The 15,336-nt window shown below is 60.2% G+C and carries 11 protein-coding genes; 4 read left to right on the plus strand and 7 right to left on the minus strand.

The features are described from left to right. Window positions 1-6: 6 nt before the first annotated feature. From HKK52_RS18950 to HKK52_RS18960, 3 genes are all read right to left on the minus strand, one after another. Entirely contained in the window at window positions 7-753 is a 747-nt protein-coding gene (locus HKK52_RS18950; RefSeq protein ID WP_133837792.1) for a 2OG-Fe dioxygenase family protein, read from the minus strand. Between the two features lie 230 nt (window positions 754-983). Next, a complete protein-coding gene (locus HKK52_RS18955; RefSeq protein WP_169372089.1) occupies window positions 984-2,270 on the minus strand; it encodes an OprD family porin in 1,287 nt (428 codons plus the stop codon). Window positions 2,271-2,548: 278 nt separating this feature from the next. Then, on the minus strand, window positions 2,549-3,220 hold the full coding sequence (locus tag HKK52_RS18960) for a DsbA family protein (protein ID WP_169372090.1): 672 nt from the start codon (window positions 3,218-3,220) through the stop codon (window positions 2,549-2,551). A 261-nt stretch (window positions 3,221-3,481) separates the two neighbouring features. Here HKK52_RS18960 and HKK52_RS18965 point away from each other — a divergent pair, with 261 nt between their 5' ends. Continuing rightward, window positions 3,482-5,575: a TonB-dependent receptor gene (locus HKK52_RS18965; protein WP_169372091.1), complete on the plus strand. Its 2,094-nt coding sequence runs from the start codon at window positions 3,482-3,484 to the stop codon at window positions 5,573-5,575. A gap of 184 nt (window positions 5,576-5,759) precedes the next feature. Here the strand turns inward: HKK52_RS18965 and HKK52_RS18970 are convergent, their stop codons facing one another. The 4 genes from HKK52_RS18970 to HKK52_RS18985 form a co-directional block, all read right to left on the minus strand. Continuing rightward, complete coding sequence (locus tag HKK52_RS18970; RefSeq protein WP_123598111.1) at window positions 5,760-5,972, minus strand: hypothetical protein; 213 nt, start codon at window positions 5,970-5,972, stop codon at window positions 5,760-5,762. A 244-nt stretch (window positions 5,973-6,216) separates the two neighbouring features. Beyond that, on the minus strand, window positions 6,217-7,323 hold the full coding sequence (gene aguA, locus HKK52_RS18975; protein ID WP_169372092.1) for an agmatine deiminase: 1,107 nt from the start codon (window positions 7,321-7,323) through the stop codon (window positions 6,217-6,219). Between the two features lie 5 nt (window positions 7,324-7,328). After that, window positions 7,329-8,207 (minus strand): N-carbamoylputrescine amidase, encoded by an 879-nt coding sequence (gene aguB, locus HKK52_RS18980; protein ID WP_169372093.1) that lies wholly within the window; start codon window positions 8,205-8,207, stop codon window positions 7,329-7,331. Window positions 8,208-8,371: 164 nt separating this feature from the next. Further along, the gene (locus HKK52_RS18985) at window positions 8,372-11,284 is read right to left on the minus strand and encodes an aminotransferase (protein WP_169372094.1); all 2,913 of its coding nucleotides are present in this window, start codon (window positions 11,282-11,284) and stop codon (window positions 8,372-8,374) included. Between the two features lie 164 nt (window positions 11,285-11,448). On the opposite strand from HKK52_RS18985, the gene rfbC reads away from it, so the two are divergent. From rfbC to HKK52_RS19000, 3 genes are all read left to right on the plus strand, one after another. After that, on the plus strand, window positions 11,449-11,994 hold the full coding sequence (gene rfbC / locus HKK52_RS18990) for a dTDP-4-dehydrorhamnose 3,5-epimerase (protein ID WP_169372095.1): 546 nt from the start codon (window positions 11,449-11,451) through the stop codon (window positions 11,992-11,994). 105 nt (window positions 11,995-12,099) lie between these two features. Then, entirely contained in the window at window positions 12,100-13,908 is a 1,809-nt protein-coding gene (locus HKK52_RS18995; protein WP_169372096.1) for a sensor histidine kinase, read from the plus strand. Continuing rightward, the gene (locus HKK52_RS19000; protein ID WP_169372097.1) at window positions 13,905-15,299 is read left to right on the plus strand and encodes a sigma-54-dependent transcriptional regulator; all 1,395 of its coding nucleotides are present in this window, start codon (window positions 13,905-13,907) and stop codon (window positions 15,297-15,299) included. Before HKK52_RS18995 ends, HKK52_RS19000 begins: the two co-directional genes overlap by 4 nt. Window positions 15,300-15,336 lie beyond the last annotated feature (37 nt).

A 15,336-nucleotide genomic window follows, 5' to 3' on the forward strand; every position in this document is an offset into this window, starting at 1 on the left:
AGCTGTTCAGCGAACAATGTCGAAAGCGGTCCCGGGCCGCGAGAAGGAAATCGCCAGGATTTGCCGGTACGCCATGTCGTGGGAATGGGTATTGCGGGCCGGGGTTACGTAGTGGCGCATGTCGCGGTCGAGGAAGAACGTGGTGTCGAGGATTTCCTGATACGTCGTCGACGCCAGTTGCTCTTCGTGGGCGCTGTAGAGACGGCTTTCGGCACCGTCCACATTGTTGCGTCCCCAGAAGTGCACGCCGCTGAACGGATAACCGTCGCAATGAATGCCTTCGGGGGTGATTTCCAGTTGCTTGCCTGGCTTGATCTCGATACGGATCTGATGGATCTGGCATTGCCAGATTTCATCGTGCAACTCCGGCGGCAGCACGTTTTTATACACTTCAAAATCGATGTCGATCAGGCTGCGCATTACCGGCGAGTTGATCACTTCGTCGGAGAAGTCCTGGAAGTGGCGAACCATGCCGCCGACGTAGCTGTTGTTGGCCTTGGACTGAACATAGGCCCGATGCTCCAGTTGCGTCAGCTCGCGGGTTACCGGGTTGTATTCGAAGTCACTGTAGCGACGAAAACGCATACCGGATTCGGCCTGGCCGTAGTAGCTGTCCGGTTCCATGTTTTCCCAACTTTTGGTCAGTCGGACGAAGTCGGCAAAATGACCGTAGAGATTGAAGTCACCACCCTGGACGTTGACAAATTTGTCGCGTCTTAGCGATTCGCCAACTTCTCTGTTTAACACGATCATTACAAGTCTCCGCTGCATTGAGCGGCCTAATCTATTAGGTGCAGGATTTGCGTCCATGAGAAAGAATTTCAGGCATCTCAAGCGTTGCTTGAAGCGCCATAAAAAGATCGTTTGAATTGACGTTTTTATGCCAAAAAAAGCGCTTTTAGAACGTTTCCACCAAAATGCCGCAAAAAAAAACCCCGAGCCAGTCGGGGTTTTTTATTGAGTGTTAGCCACTCAATTGATCATCAGAAGATGTTGATCGGGTAATCGACGAACACGCGCAGTTCGTTACCGCTGACGTTGTACTCGCTGGACTTCTGCGACACACGCAGGATCGAGCTGCGCAACTTCACGCTCAGGTCTTTGGCCGGGCCGCTTTGCACGACGTACTTGAACTGGTTGAAGATTTCGCGCTCGGTACCGCCCTCGCTGGTAGAGGTGGTGATGTTGTCGCCGCGCACGTAAGCCACGTTGTAGCTCAGGCCCGGAATACCGAAAGTGCTGAAGTCCAGGCCGTAGCCCAGCTGCCAGCTGCGTTCGTCTTCGGCGTTGAAGTCGGACCAGTAGGAGTTGGCCAGGTAGATGGTGTTGCCACCGTCGCCGACACGCCCCTGGTCTTTCTGATAGCCGCCGTAGGCGTAGCCCAGGTTGCTGTCGCCGGTGCTGCGCTGATGCGCGATGGTGAACGAGTGCGGGCCGGTGGCGAAGGTCGCGGCCAGGCTCCAGATTTTGTTGTCGTCGCCGGTGATACCGTTTTCGCGGACGTAGGAATTGTCCAGCTTGGTGCGATAGCCGTTGAAGTCCAGGGTCAGGGACTGATCCTTGTCGATCGGGAACACGTAGTTAGCGTTCACGTATTGCTTCTTCAGCACGTCTTCGACGTCGGAAGCGTAGACCGCAGCCTTGAACTGCTCGGTGAACTGGTAGCTGCCGCCCAACACGTTGATCGACTTCAAGCCACCGCTGTCACGACCTTCCGCGCTTTTACGCGACTCGGCGGTGAAGCGACCGGCGTTCAGGACCAGGCCTTTGATCTCCTTGGAGGTGATCAGGGTGCCGGTGTAGCTTTCTGGCAGCAGGCGCGAGTTGTCGTAGTTCAGCACCGGCAATTCCGGCATCTGGTCGCCGTAGGTCAGCGTGGTGCTGGACAGACGGAATTTGACCGCTGCGCCGCCCTTGGACAGGTCGTTGGCCGGGTTGCCGCTGTCGCCCTTCTTGAAGAAGTCGATACCCTGGGCACCGCTGCGGTCTTCGCTGCGCTCCAGGTTAAGTGCGTACAGACCGAAAGCGTCGACGCCGACACCGACGGTGCCTTGGGTGAAACCGGACGAGAACGTACCGATGGCCGCTTGGCCCCACTCGGATCTATCCGGGTTGCCGTCCTTGTAGTCACGATTGATGTAGGCGTTGCGCAGCAGCACTTTGAGGCTGCTGTCTTCAACAAATCCCTTGGTTTCGGCCTGGTCGTTAGCCATGGCCTGTGTAGCGCTCAACATCCCCAGAGCGATCAGGCTGATTCGCTTATTCAACATTTTGTTTTCCTTATTACTGGTTGATACGCGCTGTGCCGAACGGCTGAAATGGCGCTATTGCGCTCTTTTTTCACCCCGAAACAAAAAGGCCCGCCCACGAAAAATCGCGGCGGGCCTTTTTATTGTTTTGTGAGTCATGGCGGTTAGCCACAGGCGTTGGCGTGGATCCTATCCGCGCCCTTAAGCCTGTGTCAATTTCATGAATCGTCTGAGAATAGGCAAAAATCGTCTAAGAAACCCCTTGGCGGCGAGCTTCAGTTGCATGATTTCGGAAGATTTCAGTGGATACAGCCGCCAAGGCCACAGGCTTGAAACTCGGGCGCCGAGGCGGGTGCGGGAAGCGATTGACGCAGCCACGCCGCGAAGGCTTCCGGTTTGCCGATCCACGGGCCGATGTCGATCAAGGTGAATTGGCCGTTCAATTCCAAAACGAAAGTCGGGAAACCCTGACCGCCGACGTCGGCCAGCAGTGCCCGGCTCTCTTTGATATGGCGCTCAGTATCGGCTGCGTGGAAAGCACTCTCGAAGGCGTGCGGTTCGAGGCCCAGGCCTGTCGCGAGCTCAAACAGGACCGCTTCATCAGCGATGCGCCGTCCTTCCAGATAATGAGCGCTCTGCAAACGCCCCAGCAATTCCAGTCCGCGCCCGGCGATCTGCTCGGCGGCGAGCACGGCGGCAATCGGCGGAGCGGAATCAAAAACCGCCGTTTCGTCGCGCAACAAACCTTCGAAATACGCTTCACCAAACGGCTGGCCGGTGAATTCGGCAATGCGCCGGTCGTGGGGCATCACGTAGTTGCGCAGTTGTGGCGAAACGGTCTGGCGATTGGCACCGGTCATCATGCCGCCGCCGTGGGCGATCACCGGCAGGACGATCTGGGCCGCTTGCACCAAAGGTTCGGCGCCGTAGCACCAGCCGCACAACGGGTCGTAAATGTAGTGAAGGTTCATGGGAAAGCTCCGGCACAAAGGTAGGAAAACGCAATGCCGGCAGACTAGTCCGCAGATCGTTTCGGAAAAACGCTGGATTGGTTTTCAGACTGTTTCATGAATCGGTCGAATCACTTCGCCGAGCTTTCGTATCAGCATCGACACAAATAGAAACAATCATTCCGGGATACGTATTAGGAATAGCTCACGAAAGTAAATAGCAAGCATTACCATTCGCGCCCTACACGCTATTGCCTAAAAATCCTACGGATGCGTTCCTCAATGCCTGCCCCTTTTCGCCTTACTTCCTACAGCCTTGGCTTCTCTGCTCTGCTGTCTGCCGGTTTTTCCTACGCTGCTCCTACAACGCTGCCTGAAACGTCCATCAGTGCCGAAGCCGAAGCGGATGACCCACGGGTAAAAGAAACCAGCACTGCCACCCGCACAGCAACGCCGGTGCGCTATGTGCCTCAGGCGATCGATTCGATAAAAACCACCAACATCGCGGACTACGGCACTTACGACCTTGGCACTGCGCTAAGCGGCATCCCCAACGTCAGCAGCGGCGCCGACACGCGTTTCGACAGCCTGCGCATCCGTGGTTTCGACGCCAGCAACGACTTCTACCTCGACGGCATCCGTGACGACAGTCAATACGTGCGCGACCTGCACAACATCGAACGCATCGAAGTGCTCAAAGGCCCGGCCGCCGTGTTGTATGGCCGGGGCAGCCAGGGCGGGATCGTCAACCGAGTGAGCAAGCTACCGGAGTTCGGCCGCCGCTCGACTATTGAGGCCCAGGGCGGCAGCGACGATTTGCGCAGCCTGTATGCAGACTTGAGCACTGATCCAACCGAGAACATCAGCCTGCGCCTGAACATGGGCAACATGGATCAGAACAGTTTCCGCGATGGCGTGAGTGGCAATCGCCAACTGTTCGCGCCGTCCATGAACTGGCAACTGACGCCGGACCTGAACTGGCTGGTGCAGTACGAATACAGCCGTTACAACCGTACGCCGGATCGCGGCATCCCTGGGGTAAACGGACGCCCGGCGGATGTAGGGCGGGATACGACCTACGGCAACGATCACGATTTCATCGACGACAAGTCACAATCCCTACGCTCGAAACTCAGCTATGAACTCAGCGACAACTGGCAACTGCGCCACACCCTCGGTGTGTTCAAGCTCGACAGCGATTTCGATAACACCTACTCGACGGGTTACGACCCGAAGACCAACAAAGTCCTGCGCCAGCACTGGCAACAGGACCTGACCACCCGCAACGTCTTCAACAACGTTGAACTGGAGGGTGGCTTCGACACCTTCGGCCTTGAACATCGCGTGCTGACCGGTATCGAGATCGGCAGCCAGCGTCGCGATCCGAAGCTGTACAACGCCGCGACTTCCGGGCCGGGCAGTTCGCCGGTTCCGGCGCTGGACCTGTACAACCCGAACCGCGATCTACGCCACACCGGTCGCATGCAGACATTCAGCGACAGCCACACCGAAGTCGAAAGCCGTGCGGTGTACGTGCAGGATCAACTGCGCCTGAACGATCAGTGGCAACTGCTGGCCGGCTTGCGCTACGACACCTTCGACATCGAGTCGACCAACAAGCTGAAGGACATTTCCGAGGATCGTGACAGCCACAGCACCAGCCCTCGTGTAGGAATCGTCTGGACGCCGCTGCCGAATCATTCCTTCTACGCCTCTTGGACCAAGACGTTCTCGCCGGTGGGCGGTGGTTTGATCGGCATTACCCCGGGAGCGACCGGCAACAGCAACGACCTGAGCCCGGAACTGACCAAGCAGAAGGAAATCGGGGTGAAGAGCGACTGGCTCGACGATCGCCTGAGCACCACCCTGGCGATCTACGAACTGGAACTCTACAACCGCCGCACCAGCGATCCGCTCAACCCGACCATCACCCTGCTCACCGGCGAGCAACGCTCCCGTGGTATCGAGTTGACCGGTACCGGCAAACTTGGTGGCAACTGGTACGTGCGCGGTGGCGTGGGCGTGCAGGACGCTACCGTCGTGAAAGACAACAATGGTTTTGAAGGCAAACGCGTCACAAACGTGGCCAAGCACAACGGCAGCCTGTTCCTGACCTGGAAGCCGGAAATGGGCTGGTACGCCGAAACCGGTCTGACCCTGGTCGGCGAGCGTTACGCCGACAACCTCAACACCACGGTCCTGCCGGGGTATGGCCGCTGGGATGCCCTGGCCGGGTTCCGGCAGAAAGATTGGGATTTGCGCGCGGCGTTGAATAACATCAGCGACAAGAACTACTACGCGTCGTCCACCAGCCAGTATCAGATTCAGCCGGGTGAGCCGCGCAGCCTGGTTGTGACCGGAACCTACAGCTTCTAAACACCTTGCTCTAACGTGATCGTTCCCACGCTCCGCGTGGGAATGCCTCAACGGACGCTCCACGTCCATTTGGGACGCAGAGCGTCCCGGGCTGCATTCCCACGCAGAGCGTGGGAACGATCTTCGCCCATAAAAAAAGCGCCGCCTTCCCGGCAGCGCTTTTATCAATCCGTTGTTGTTCTTCTTATCCTTCCATCACATCCCACAACGCTTCCAGCTCCGCTTCGCTGAATAAACCAGCGGGGTAGCGCTCGATCATCATCCGGCGCGGATCAGGTTCCCTGATCTGACGCGTTCCATTGGATTTCAACCAGTGCGCAAGGATCTGTAGCGATTCGCTATTGACTGCCAGGGGATGCAATGTCCGCTCGCTCACTACGTTCACTTCGGCGTTCATTTCAGCGCTCTCTCCCGGTTTGTGAGCGGCTAACTTATCCAAGGTTTATGACAGAACGTCGCCGTTCTCCCCTCCCTGTTTTGCCCCATGACAGATACAAGAGCTGTGCCAATGTTTCGGAGCTGTCGATAAGCGGATACAAAAAAGCCCGCGGTCCTGACGGGCTGCGGGCTTTCTGTAAGGCGAAACGGGAAAACGTTTGTGAGACTGATTATGCAATCAACTCAGGCTGTTACAACTGCACTCATTCGTTGTGCGGTGCGGGCTGTTGTTGGGTAAGGCAGTGGATGTTACCGCCGCCCAGTAACAGTTCGCGGCCGGGCACCATCACCACTTCGTGCTGCGGGAACAGGCTCTGCAAAATCTCTTTGGCCGGGCCATCCAGCGGATCGTCGAAGCTCGGCGCGATGATGCCGCCGTTGACGATCAGGAAGTTCACGTAGGAACCCGCCAGGCGAACCGTAGGATTGCGCTCCTGAGTCCCGTCCACCGGATCGACACCGGCGCATTCTTCTTCGGTCGCATACAGCGGCCCCGGAATCGGCATCTTGTGCACCGTGAACGGGCGACCCTTGGCGTCGGTGCTGCTTTCCAGCACTTTCATTGCCGCCTGGCAACGCGGGTAGTTCGGGTCCTGCGGGTCATCGGTCCAGGCCAGCAGTACTTCGCCCGGACGCACGTAGCAGCAGAAGTTATCCACATGGCCGTCGGTTTCGTCGTTGAACAAACCGTCCGGCAGCCAGATGATTTTATCCACCGCCAGATTGGCGCTGAGCACCGCTTCGATGTCGGCACGGTTGAGGTGCGGATTGCGATTGCGGTTGAGCAGGCATTCTTCGGTGGTGATCAGCGTGCCTTCGCCATCGACGTGAATCGACCCGCCTTCAAGCACGAAGCCCTCGGTGCGGTAACGCTGGCTGCGCTCGATCTCGAGGATCTTGCCGCCGACTTGCGAATCACGATTCCACGGCGAATACAGACCACCGTCGAAACCACCCCAAGAGTTGAAGTCCCAGTTCACGCCACGGACTTCGCCGCTGTGATTGATCACGAAGGTCGGGCCGGTGTCGCGGACCCAGGCGTCGTCGCTGGACATCTCGACCACGCGAATATTCGGCACATCGAGGCGGGCGCGGGCGTTTTCGTATTGGCCAGCGGACACCGCGACGGTCACCGGTTCAAAACGGGCGATGGCCTTGGCCACCGCGACGTGCGCGGCTTGCGCCGGTTTGCCGCCCAGACGCCAGTTATCCGGACGCTCGGGCCAGATCATCCAGGTCTGGGTTTGTGGCGCCCACTCGGCGGGCATGTAGAAGCCGTCGGCGCGCGGGGTGCTGTTTAAAGTGGTCATCAGGCTCAGGACTCCAGGGAACCGTCGAGGGTTTTGAGCGCATTGTATAGGTTCGGACGCCGATCACGGAACGAGCCCCACGCGCTGCGGATGTGCTCCAGTTCGTCGAGGTCGAAGCTTTGCACCAGTACGCCTTCTTCGGTCTTATCGAGTTCCTGCACCTTCTCGCCGAACTGGTTGGCGATAAACGACGAGCCGTAGAAAGTAATGTCGTAGCCGTCCTGCTCTTCGTTGCCGATGCGGTTGCTGGCGATCAGCGGCATCAGGTTGGCGCCGGCGTGGCCTTGTTGCACGCGCTGCCAGTGGTCACGGGAAGAAATAGTCTTGTCGTGCGGCTCGCTGCCGATGGCAGTCGGGTAGAACAGGATTTCCGCGCCGAGCAACGCCATGCTGCGGGCGCACTCCGGGAACCACTGATCCCAGCAAATGCCGACGCCAATCTTCGCGTAACGGGTGTTCCAGACTTTGAAACCGGTATCGCCCGGGTTGAAGTAATACTTTTCGTGGTAGCCAGGGCCGTCCGGGATGTGGCTTTTCCGATAAGTCCCGAGGTTGGAGCCGTCGGCATCGATGATCGCAATGCTATTGAAACGCGCGCGGCCGGCCAGTTCGTAAAAGCTGATCGGCAGCACCACTTGCAGTTCCCTGGCGACTTTCTGGAAGTGCTTGATCGCGACGTTGTCTTCAACGGTCGTGGCCAATTGCAGGTAATCCGGGTTCGGCTTCTGGCAGAAGTACGGGGCCTCGAACAATTCCTGGATCAGGATGATCTGCGCACCTTTGGCCGCGGCCTCACGGACCAGCTTCTCAGCGGTCTCGATGTTGGCTTCAAGGTCCCAGGAACAAGCCATCTGGGTAGCGGCGACGGTAACGATACGGCTCATGAATCATCTCCTGGGTCTTTTTATAGGTAGGCAATGACGACTTTATAGCCGATAAATATCGGCTTTAAAAGCTGATCACATGCCTTCCGTCTAAAAAAACCCAGAAAAAGCCGATAACAATCGATATTTTGCGTCGATTTCAGAGACGCCATCGCGGGCAAGCCCTACAACCCTTCACCCAACACCTTCGAAAGCATGTCGACAAAGAAATCCACGCTCCGCCGCGAAGTCACCATCGGCGGCTTAATCTTGAGCACGTTCAGAAAATCCCCCGTCGGCTGCATGAAAATCCCCAGCTCGCGCAAGCGGTCACATAGCGCCGTGGTTTCTTCGGTCGCCGGCTCCAGGGTGTCGCGGTTGCGGATCAGCTCGACGCCCAGATAGAAACCGGAACCATGCACCGCGCCCACCAACGGATGACTATCGATCAACGCTTCCAGACGTTCCTTGAAATACCCCCCCACGACCTGAGCGTTTTCCCAGAGCTTTTCCTCCTCCATCACATCCAGCACCGCCATGCCGATCTGACAACTGACCGGACTGCCGCCGGCCGACGAGAAGAAGTAACCCTCGGCTTCCAGCGCTTCGGCGATTTCCCGGCGGGTGATCACCGCGCCCAACGGCTGGCCGTTACCCATGCCCTTGGCCATGGTGATGATGTCCGGCACCACGCCCTGCTCTTCGAAACCCCAGAAGAAATGGCCCATGCGGCCATAACCGACCTGCACTTCATCGGCGATACACACGCCGCCCTGAGCGCGGACCAACGCATACACCTGCTGCAAATACCCTGGCGGCAGCGAGATGCCGCCGGCATTGCCGTACACCGGTTCACAGATGAACCCGGCGAGCTGGCGTTTCTGTTCAGCGATTTTCGCCAGGTTGTGCTCGACGCTGCGCACGTAGTCCGGCGTGCTATCCGGGCCACGGAATTCGCCACGATAGGTGTTCGGTGCAATCACCGGATGCACCCAGTCGGGACGGCTGCTCAAGGCCTTGGGGTTGTCGGCAATCGACGTCGACACCGCGTCCGCGCCCACCGTCCAGCCGTGATACGCCTCAAGCACGCTAAGCATGTCGCGCCCGCCGCTATAAGCCCACGCCAGACGAATCGCCAGGTCGTTGGCCTCGCTGCCACTGTTGACCAGGAACACGCGGTCCATGGAGTCCGGCGACAGTTTCAGCAAACGCTCGGAAAACTCGGCAACCGCCGCGTAGTTGAATCGCGAATTGGTATTGAGCAGCGACCACTGACGGCTGGCGACCGCAGCCATGCGCGGATGACCGTGGCCGAGCACCGCGACGTTGTTGAGCATGTCGAGGTAGGAGCGGCCCTGCATGTCGATCAGGTGATTGCGCCAGCCGCGTTCGATGCGGGGCGGGTCGACGTAATAGTGTTTCTGGGTGCGGGCGAAACTGGCGTCGCGACGCGCCAGCAACGTTTGCGAATCGAGTTCGTCTTCAGCGTCACACGCCAGCCCGAGCAACACCGCCGGAGACGGGCACAACGCCTTCCAGGCCAATGCGCGAGACGGCGTGCAAAACAGTGGCGCATCGAACGAAGCGCCTCGACACAACTGCACCCTCAGCGGCCCGCTGACCGAACCCAGCACCTGGCCTTTGACCAGCGCCGCGCCGGTGTGCAGCGTTGGCGTCACGCCCCATAAGCGTACGCTCAGTTGCGGGCCGTCGAGTTGCAACACGCCCGCCGCCGGTTGGTGCACCACCCCGGCAAATGGCGATTCAACCGCCGTGCCGTGGGGCACGCGCAACTCGACGTGCAATGGGCAAGTATCGGGTTCAGCAGCAGTGTCCGCGCGGGTGCGAGACAACCGATATTGGCCGTAACGACTGGCCGCCAGACCATGGGCCGCTGCGGCTTCCGTCAGCAGACGCTGATCGATCCCTTCCTGCTCCCAGTTGCCGGCCTCGAAGTGCGGGCTGAGCACGCCCAAATCGATCAAGGCAAATTCACGGCCGACCAGGCTCGGCAGCAGTGGCGCAAAACCTTCACTGCCGATACTTGGCAGGGTCTGGCCGACAGCCGTCAGGATCGCCGCCTCCATCAACGCCAATGGCACCGACGTCGCCACGCGGAAAATTTCCCATTCGTGGGTCAGATTGTCGCGACTGTACGCATTGCCCGGATCGATGCTGACCTGCTGCTCGCCGCTGAGCACCAACACCGCCGCCCGGGCGACGATCAACGGCCACAGCGCTTGCAGCTCCTCATGCTGCAACGGGTTGACCGCGTGATAAGCCTGCACCGCCGGCAAGATGCAGAACGGATCACCATCGGCGTGATGCAGCAGCGCCGCGCAGGTCACCGACAAATCCGTGATGCGCCAGGTGCGGATCAGGTCGCCGAAATCAATCACACCCTGCAATTGCCATTGGCGTTGCGAATCCCGCTGCCACACCACATTGTCGTCGGTGATGTCCATGTGAATGGCCTGCACCGGCAGCTTATCCACCAGTGGCAACAAATGACGCTCAGCCAGTTCGGCCACATCCGCGATCAGCCCGCGCTGTTGGTCATCCTTGATGATCGGCAACAAATGCGCGATTAACGCGTTGGCATGTCGGGCGTCCCATTGCAGCGTGCGCTCAAGTCCGGCGTGGTTGAAACCGGCCAGCGCCAGGTCCATTTCGCCGCAGAGCCGGCCGAAACCGGCGACCACGGGTCCGGGCAAATGACCGAGGTGCGTCAGCGACTGGCCTTCGATGTAATCAAGCAGGCGCACATGCACCGCCTGGCCGCCGACTTCCAGCGAAAGCAGATCTTCACCACTGTTGGCAGGAATCACCCGTGGCACCTGCACACCGCCACGCTCGGCCAAATGCTTGAGCCCTGCGTGCTGGGCTTGCAACTCCAGCGCCGAGTAATCGCCCCGGCAGATTTTCAGGACGAAACGCCCCTGGTCGCTGTTGACGCGGTAGTTCAGGTCCTGCTGGCTGCCCAGAGCCTGCAAGGTCCCGCTCAACCCGTAATGTGCCTGCAGCAGCTCTGACGCTTGCTCCGCAGACACTTGCGGGCTGGGCAAACTGGCGCGGTGGATCAACGTGGCGAGCGGCATACAAAACCCCTGGAATTTTATTAGGCGCTTATATCGCCACCGCTCGGGGCGATACGCAACCCCCCTCCCGAATCAGCACAGGTCAAAAGACATCGCCGCACTCGCACCCGTCGGCACTTTGCGCAAGAATGTCCCCCATCATTGCCTATCGCTGGAGAAAACCCATGAACATAGTCACCACCGACCTGCCCGGTGTCCTGATCATCGAGCCAAAGGTATTTGGTGACGAGCGCGGCTTCTTCTATGAAAGCTTCAACGCCAAGGCTTTCGAAGAAGCGACCGGTCTGAACACGCAGTTCGTTCAGGACAACCATTCCCGCTCGCAAAAAGGCGTGCTACGCGGCCTGCACTACCAGCTGGAAAATACCCAGGGCAAGTTGGTTCGCGTCACCGCCGGTGAAGTGCTCGACGTGGCGGTAGACATTCGCCGCAGCTCGCCGCACTTCGGTAAATGGGTCGCCGTTCGACTGTCCGCCGACAACCATCGTCAATTGTGGGTCCCCGAAGGTTTCGCCCACGGCTTCGTGGTGCTGAGCGAATTCGCCGAGTTCCTCTACAAGACCACTAATTACTACACGCCGTCGGCCGAGCGCAGCATTCGCTGGGACGATCCGGACCTGGGCATCGACTGGCAGCTGGATGAGGCGCCAAAACTGTCGGGCAAGGATGCAGCGGCTGCGTTCTTCAAGGACGCTGACGTCTTTTCCTGAATCGCTGTCTGAATCTTCACTTCGACAACGCGCCGGCCGCGAGCGCGCAGACTGCGCCCGCAACCCTAGGCATAATGCGCCTGTACCCCCAGGCGCTCGATGCTCATGACTCCGACCCTTCCTCGCAGACCCCGCTGGCGCAGCCTGGCCCTGCTCGCGCTGTGCCTGGCGCCGTTGCTGTGGCCGCTGCAGCATCTGGCCGAGCGGTATTACCGCAGCGAACTGGCCGGGCAGAATCGTCAGACCCTCGACCTCTACGTCGCCAACCTGCTGGGCACCCTGCACCGTTATGAAGTGTTGCCGCAGATCCTCGGCGACCTGCCCGCCCTGCGCGCCGTGCTCGGTGCGCCTGACGATGGCGTCACCCAGGGCAACGCCAACCGCCTGCTGAAAAACATCAGCGCCCAGACCGGCGCCGAAGTCATGTACCTGATGGACACCAGTGGCAAGACCCTGGCGGCGTCCAACTGGGACAAACATGACAGTTTCGTCGGGCGCAATTTTTCCTTCCGGCCGTACTTCAGCGAAGCCATGGCCGGGCGTCTCGGACGCTTTTTCGGGCTGGGCACCACCTCGGCCAAGCGCGGTTACTTCTTCGCCGCCGCCGTGCGCGAAGGCGAGAAAGTCATCGGCGTGCTGGTGGTCAAGGTCGATCTCGATCACACCGAAAGCCTGTGGGGCAAAACCCCGGAACAACTGCTGCTGACCGATCACAACGGCGTGGTCATTCTCACTTCGCGGCCCGAGTGGCGCTTTCGCTCCACCCGCGTCTTGAGTGACAACGAGAACAAAGCCATCAGCGCGATCCAACCCTACCCGACCCGCGATCCCAAGCCGTTGAGGCTCAACCCCAACGCCTGGCTGACCCAGACCCAGTCGATCGCGGAAACCGGCTGGAACGTCAGCATCCTGGCGCCACGCACCCTGATCGACCGCCCGGTGCGCACGGTCGTGGCCATCGGTGGCGCGACATTGCTTGTATTGATGTTGCTGCTCGGTTTGATGATGCAGCGACGTCGCCATTATCTGGAGCGGATCGCCTTCGAAGCCAAGGCCCGCCGCGAGCTGGAAGGCCGGGTGGCCGAGCGTACCAGCGACCTCGAAGGCCTCAACCGCCGGTTGAAACAGGAAGTGCTGGAGCGCGAACACGCTCAGCAGGAACTGGTGCGCGCCCAGGACGATCTGGTCCAGGCCGGCAAGTTGTCGGCACTGGGGACGATGTCGGCGAGCATCAGCCATGAGCTCAACCAGCCGCTGGCGGCTATCCGCAGCTACGCGGAAAACGCCGAAGTGTTACTTGATCATCAACGCACCGACGATGCCCGCGGCAACCTCAAGCTGATCAGCGAATTGACCGGGCGCATGGCCTCGATCATCGCCCACCTGCGCGCCTTCGCCCGGCGTGATCGCCACGCCCCGGAAAGCGTTGCCCTGCAACCGGCGCTGGACGATGCCCTGGCATTGCTGGCCAAACGTCGCCGCAGCATGGAAGTCGAGTTGATCCGCGACTTGCCCGCTGCCACGTTGTGGGTCGAGGCCGGGGAAACCCGTTTGCGTCAGGTGCTCGGCAACCTGCTGGCCAACGCCCTCGACGCCCTGACCGAAAAAGGTCCGCCGCGTAAGCTCTGGTTGAGTGCCCAATCCACCGCCGATGGCGTCAACCTGTACATTCGCGACAACGGCCCCGGGTTTTGCATGGAAGCCCTGGGTCGCGCCAGCGAGCCGTTCTACACCACCAAGACCCGCACTCAAGGACTCGGGTTAGGGCTGGCGATTTGTGACACGTTGATGCGCGCCTTCGGGGGTGAACTGTCGTTCTCCAACCACAAGGAAGGCGGCGCCCTGATTACCCTGAAGCTACGCGCAGGCGCGCCCGGCGTGAGCCTGCAACCGTCCGAGGACCGAAGTGCATGACCATCGATAACCGCATCCAGGTCGTGTTGATCGACGATGATCCGCACTTGCGCCAGGCCCTGAGCCAGACCCTGGACCTGGCCGGCCTGAAAATCCTGCCGCTGGCCGAAGCCAAGGGCCTGGCCGGGCAACTGGAGCGCGACTGGCCGGGCGTGGTGGTCAGTGACATCCGCATGCCCGGCATGGACGGCCTCGAACTGCTGAGCGAACTGCACGCCCAGGACCCGGAGTTGCCGGTGCTGCTGATCACCGGCCACGGTGATGTGCCGCTGGCGGTACAGGCGATGCGCGCCGGGGCTTATGACTTTCTGGAAAAACCCTTCGCCAGCGACGCCCTGCTCGACAGCGTGCGCCGCGCCCTGGCCTTGCGCCGGTTGGTGCTGGACAACCGCAGCCTGCGTCTGGCCCTGAGCGATCGCAATGAGCTAAGCGCTCGACTGGTCGGGCACTCAGCGCCGATGCTGCGTTTGCGCGAGCAAATCGGGGCCTTGGCGGCGACCAAGGCTGACGTGCTGATCCTCGGCGAAACCGGTGCCGGCAAAGAAGTGGTGGCCCGGGCGCTGCATGATCTGTCGAGTCGCCGTAACGGTCCGTTCGTGGCGATCAACGCCGGGGCACTGGCCGAATCGGTGGTGGAAAGCGAGCTGTTCGGTCACGAGCCCGGCGCGTTTACCGGCGCGCAAAAACGCCGCATCGGCAAGTTCGAATTCGCCAATGGCGGCACGCTGTTCCTCGATGAAATCGAAAGCATGAGCCTGGACGTGCAGGTGAAGTTGCTGCGCATGTTGCAGGAACGGGTGGTCGAACGGTTGGGCGGCAATCAGCTGATTCCGCTGGATATCCGCGTCATCGCCGCCACCAAGGAAGACCTGCGCCAGGCCGCCGATCAGGGCCGTTTCCGCGCCGACTTGTATTACCGGCTGAACGTCGCGCCGTTGCGCATTCCGCCGCTGCGAGAACGCGGCGAAGATGCGTTGATGCTGTTCCAGCATTTCGCCGACGAAGCCAGCACCCGCCACGGTTTGCCACCCCACGAACTGCAACCGGGGCAACGGGCCTTGCTGCTGCGCCACACCTGGCCGGGCAACGTGCGCGAACTGCAAAACGCCGCTGAACGCTTTGCCCTCGGCCTGGAGCTGGCGCTGGACAACAGCGCCCCGGACGGCGGCGTCAGCACCACGGTCGACGTGGTCAGCGGCGGGCTCAGCGAGCAGGTGGAAAACTTCGAGAAAACCCTGATTGCCGCCGAACTGGCGCGCTCTCACAGCTCGGTACGCAGCCTCGCCGAAGCCCTGGGCATTCCGCGCAAGACCCTGCACGACAAACTGCGCAAGCACGGGCTGAACTTCGCCGACGGCGGCGCCCACAGCCACACCGATGACCTCGATTGAGCTACCGTCCAATCATCATCTTCAAACAAGAGACCCG

The sequence above is a fragment of the Pseudomonas sp. ADAK2 genome, assembly GCF_012935755.1.
Classification (GTDB): Bacteria; Pseudomonadota; Gammaproteobacteria; order Pseudomonadales; family Pseudomonadaceae; genus Aquipseudomonas.

What these genes read in the sequence shown, in the direction of transcription:
- HKK52_RS18950 (WP_133837792.1), bottom strand. Translation starts at nt 753, where the DNA reads ATGATCGTGTTAAACAGAGAAGTTGGCGAATCGCTAAGACGCGACAAA.
- HKK52_RS18955 (WP_169372089.1), bottom strand. Translation starts at nt 2,270, where the DNA reads ATGTTGAATAAGCGAATCAGCCTGATCGCTCTGGGGATGTTGAGCGCT.
- HKK52_RS18960 (WP_169372090.1), bottom strand. Translation starts at nt 3,220, where the DNA reads ATGAACCTTCACTACATTTACGACCCGTTGTGCGGCTGGTGCTACGGC.
- HKK52_RS18965 (WP_169372091.1), top strand. Translation starts at nt 3,482, where the DNA reads ATGCCTGCCCCTTTTCGCCTTACTTCCTACAGCCTTGGCTTCTCTGCT.
- HKK52_RS18970 (WP_123598111.1), bottom strand. Translation starts at nt 5,972, where the DNA reads ATGAACGCCGAAGTGAACGTAGTGAGCGAGCGGACATTGCATCCCCTG.
- aguA (WP_169372092.1), bottom strand. Translation starts at nt 7,323, where the DNA reads ATGACCACTTTAAACAGCACCCCGCGCGCCGACGGCTTCTACATGCCC.
- aguB (WP_169372093.1), bottom strand. Translation starts at nt 8,207, where the DNA reads ATGAGCCGTATCGTTACCGTCGCCGCTACCCAGATGGCTTGTTCCTGG.
- HKK52_RS18985 (WP_169372094.1), bottom strand. Translation starts at nt 11,284, where the DNA reads ATGCCGCTCGCCACGTTGATCCACCGCGCCAGTTTGCCCAGCCCGCAA.
- rfbC (WP_169372095.1), top strand. Translation starts at nt 11,449, where the DNA reads ATGAACATAGTCACCACCGACCTGCCCGGTGTCCTGATCATCGAGCCA.
- HKK52_RS18995 (WP_169372096.1), top strand. Translation starts at nt 12,100, where the DNA reads ATGACTCCGACCCTTCCTCGCAGACCCCGCTGGCGCAGCCTGGCCCTG.
- HKK52_RS19000 (WP_169372097.1), top strand. Translation starts at nt 13,905, where the DNA reads ATGACCATCGATAACCGCATCCAGGTCGTGTTGATCGACGATGATCCG.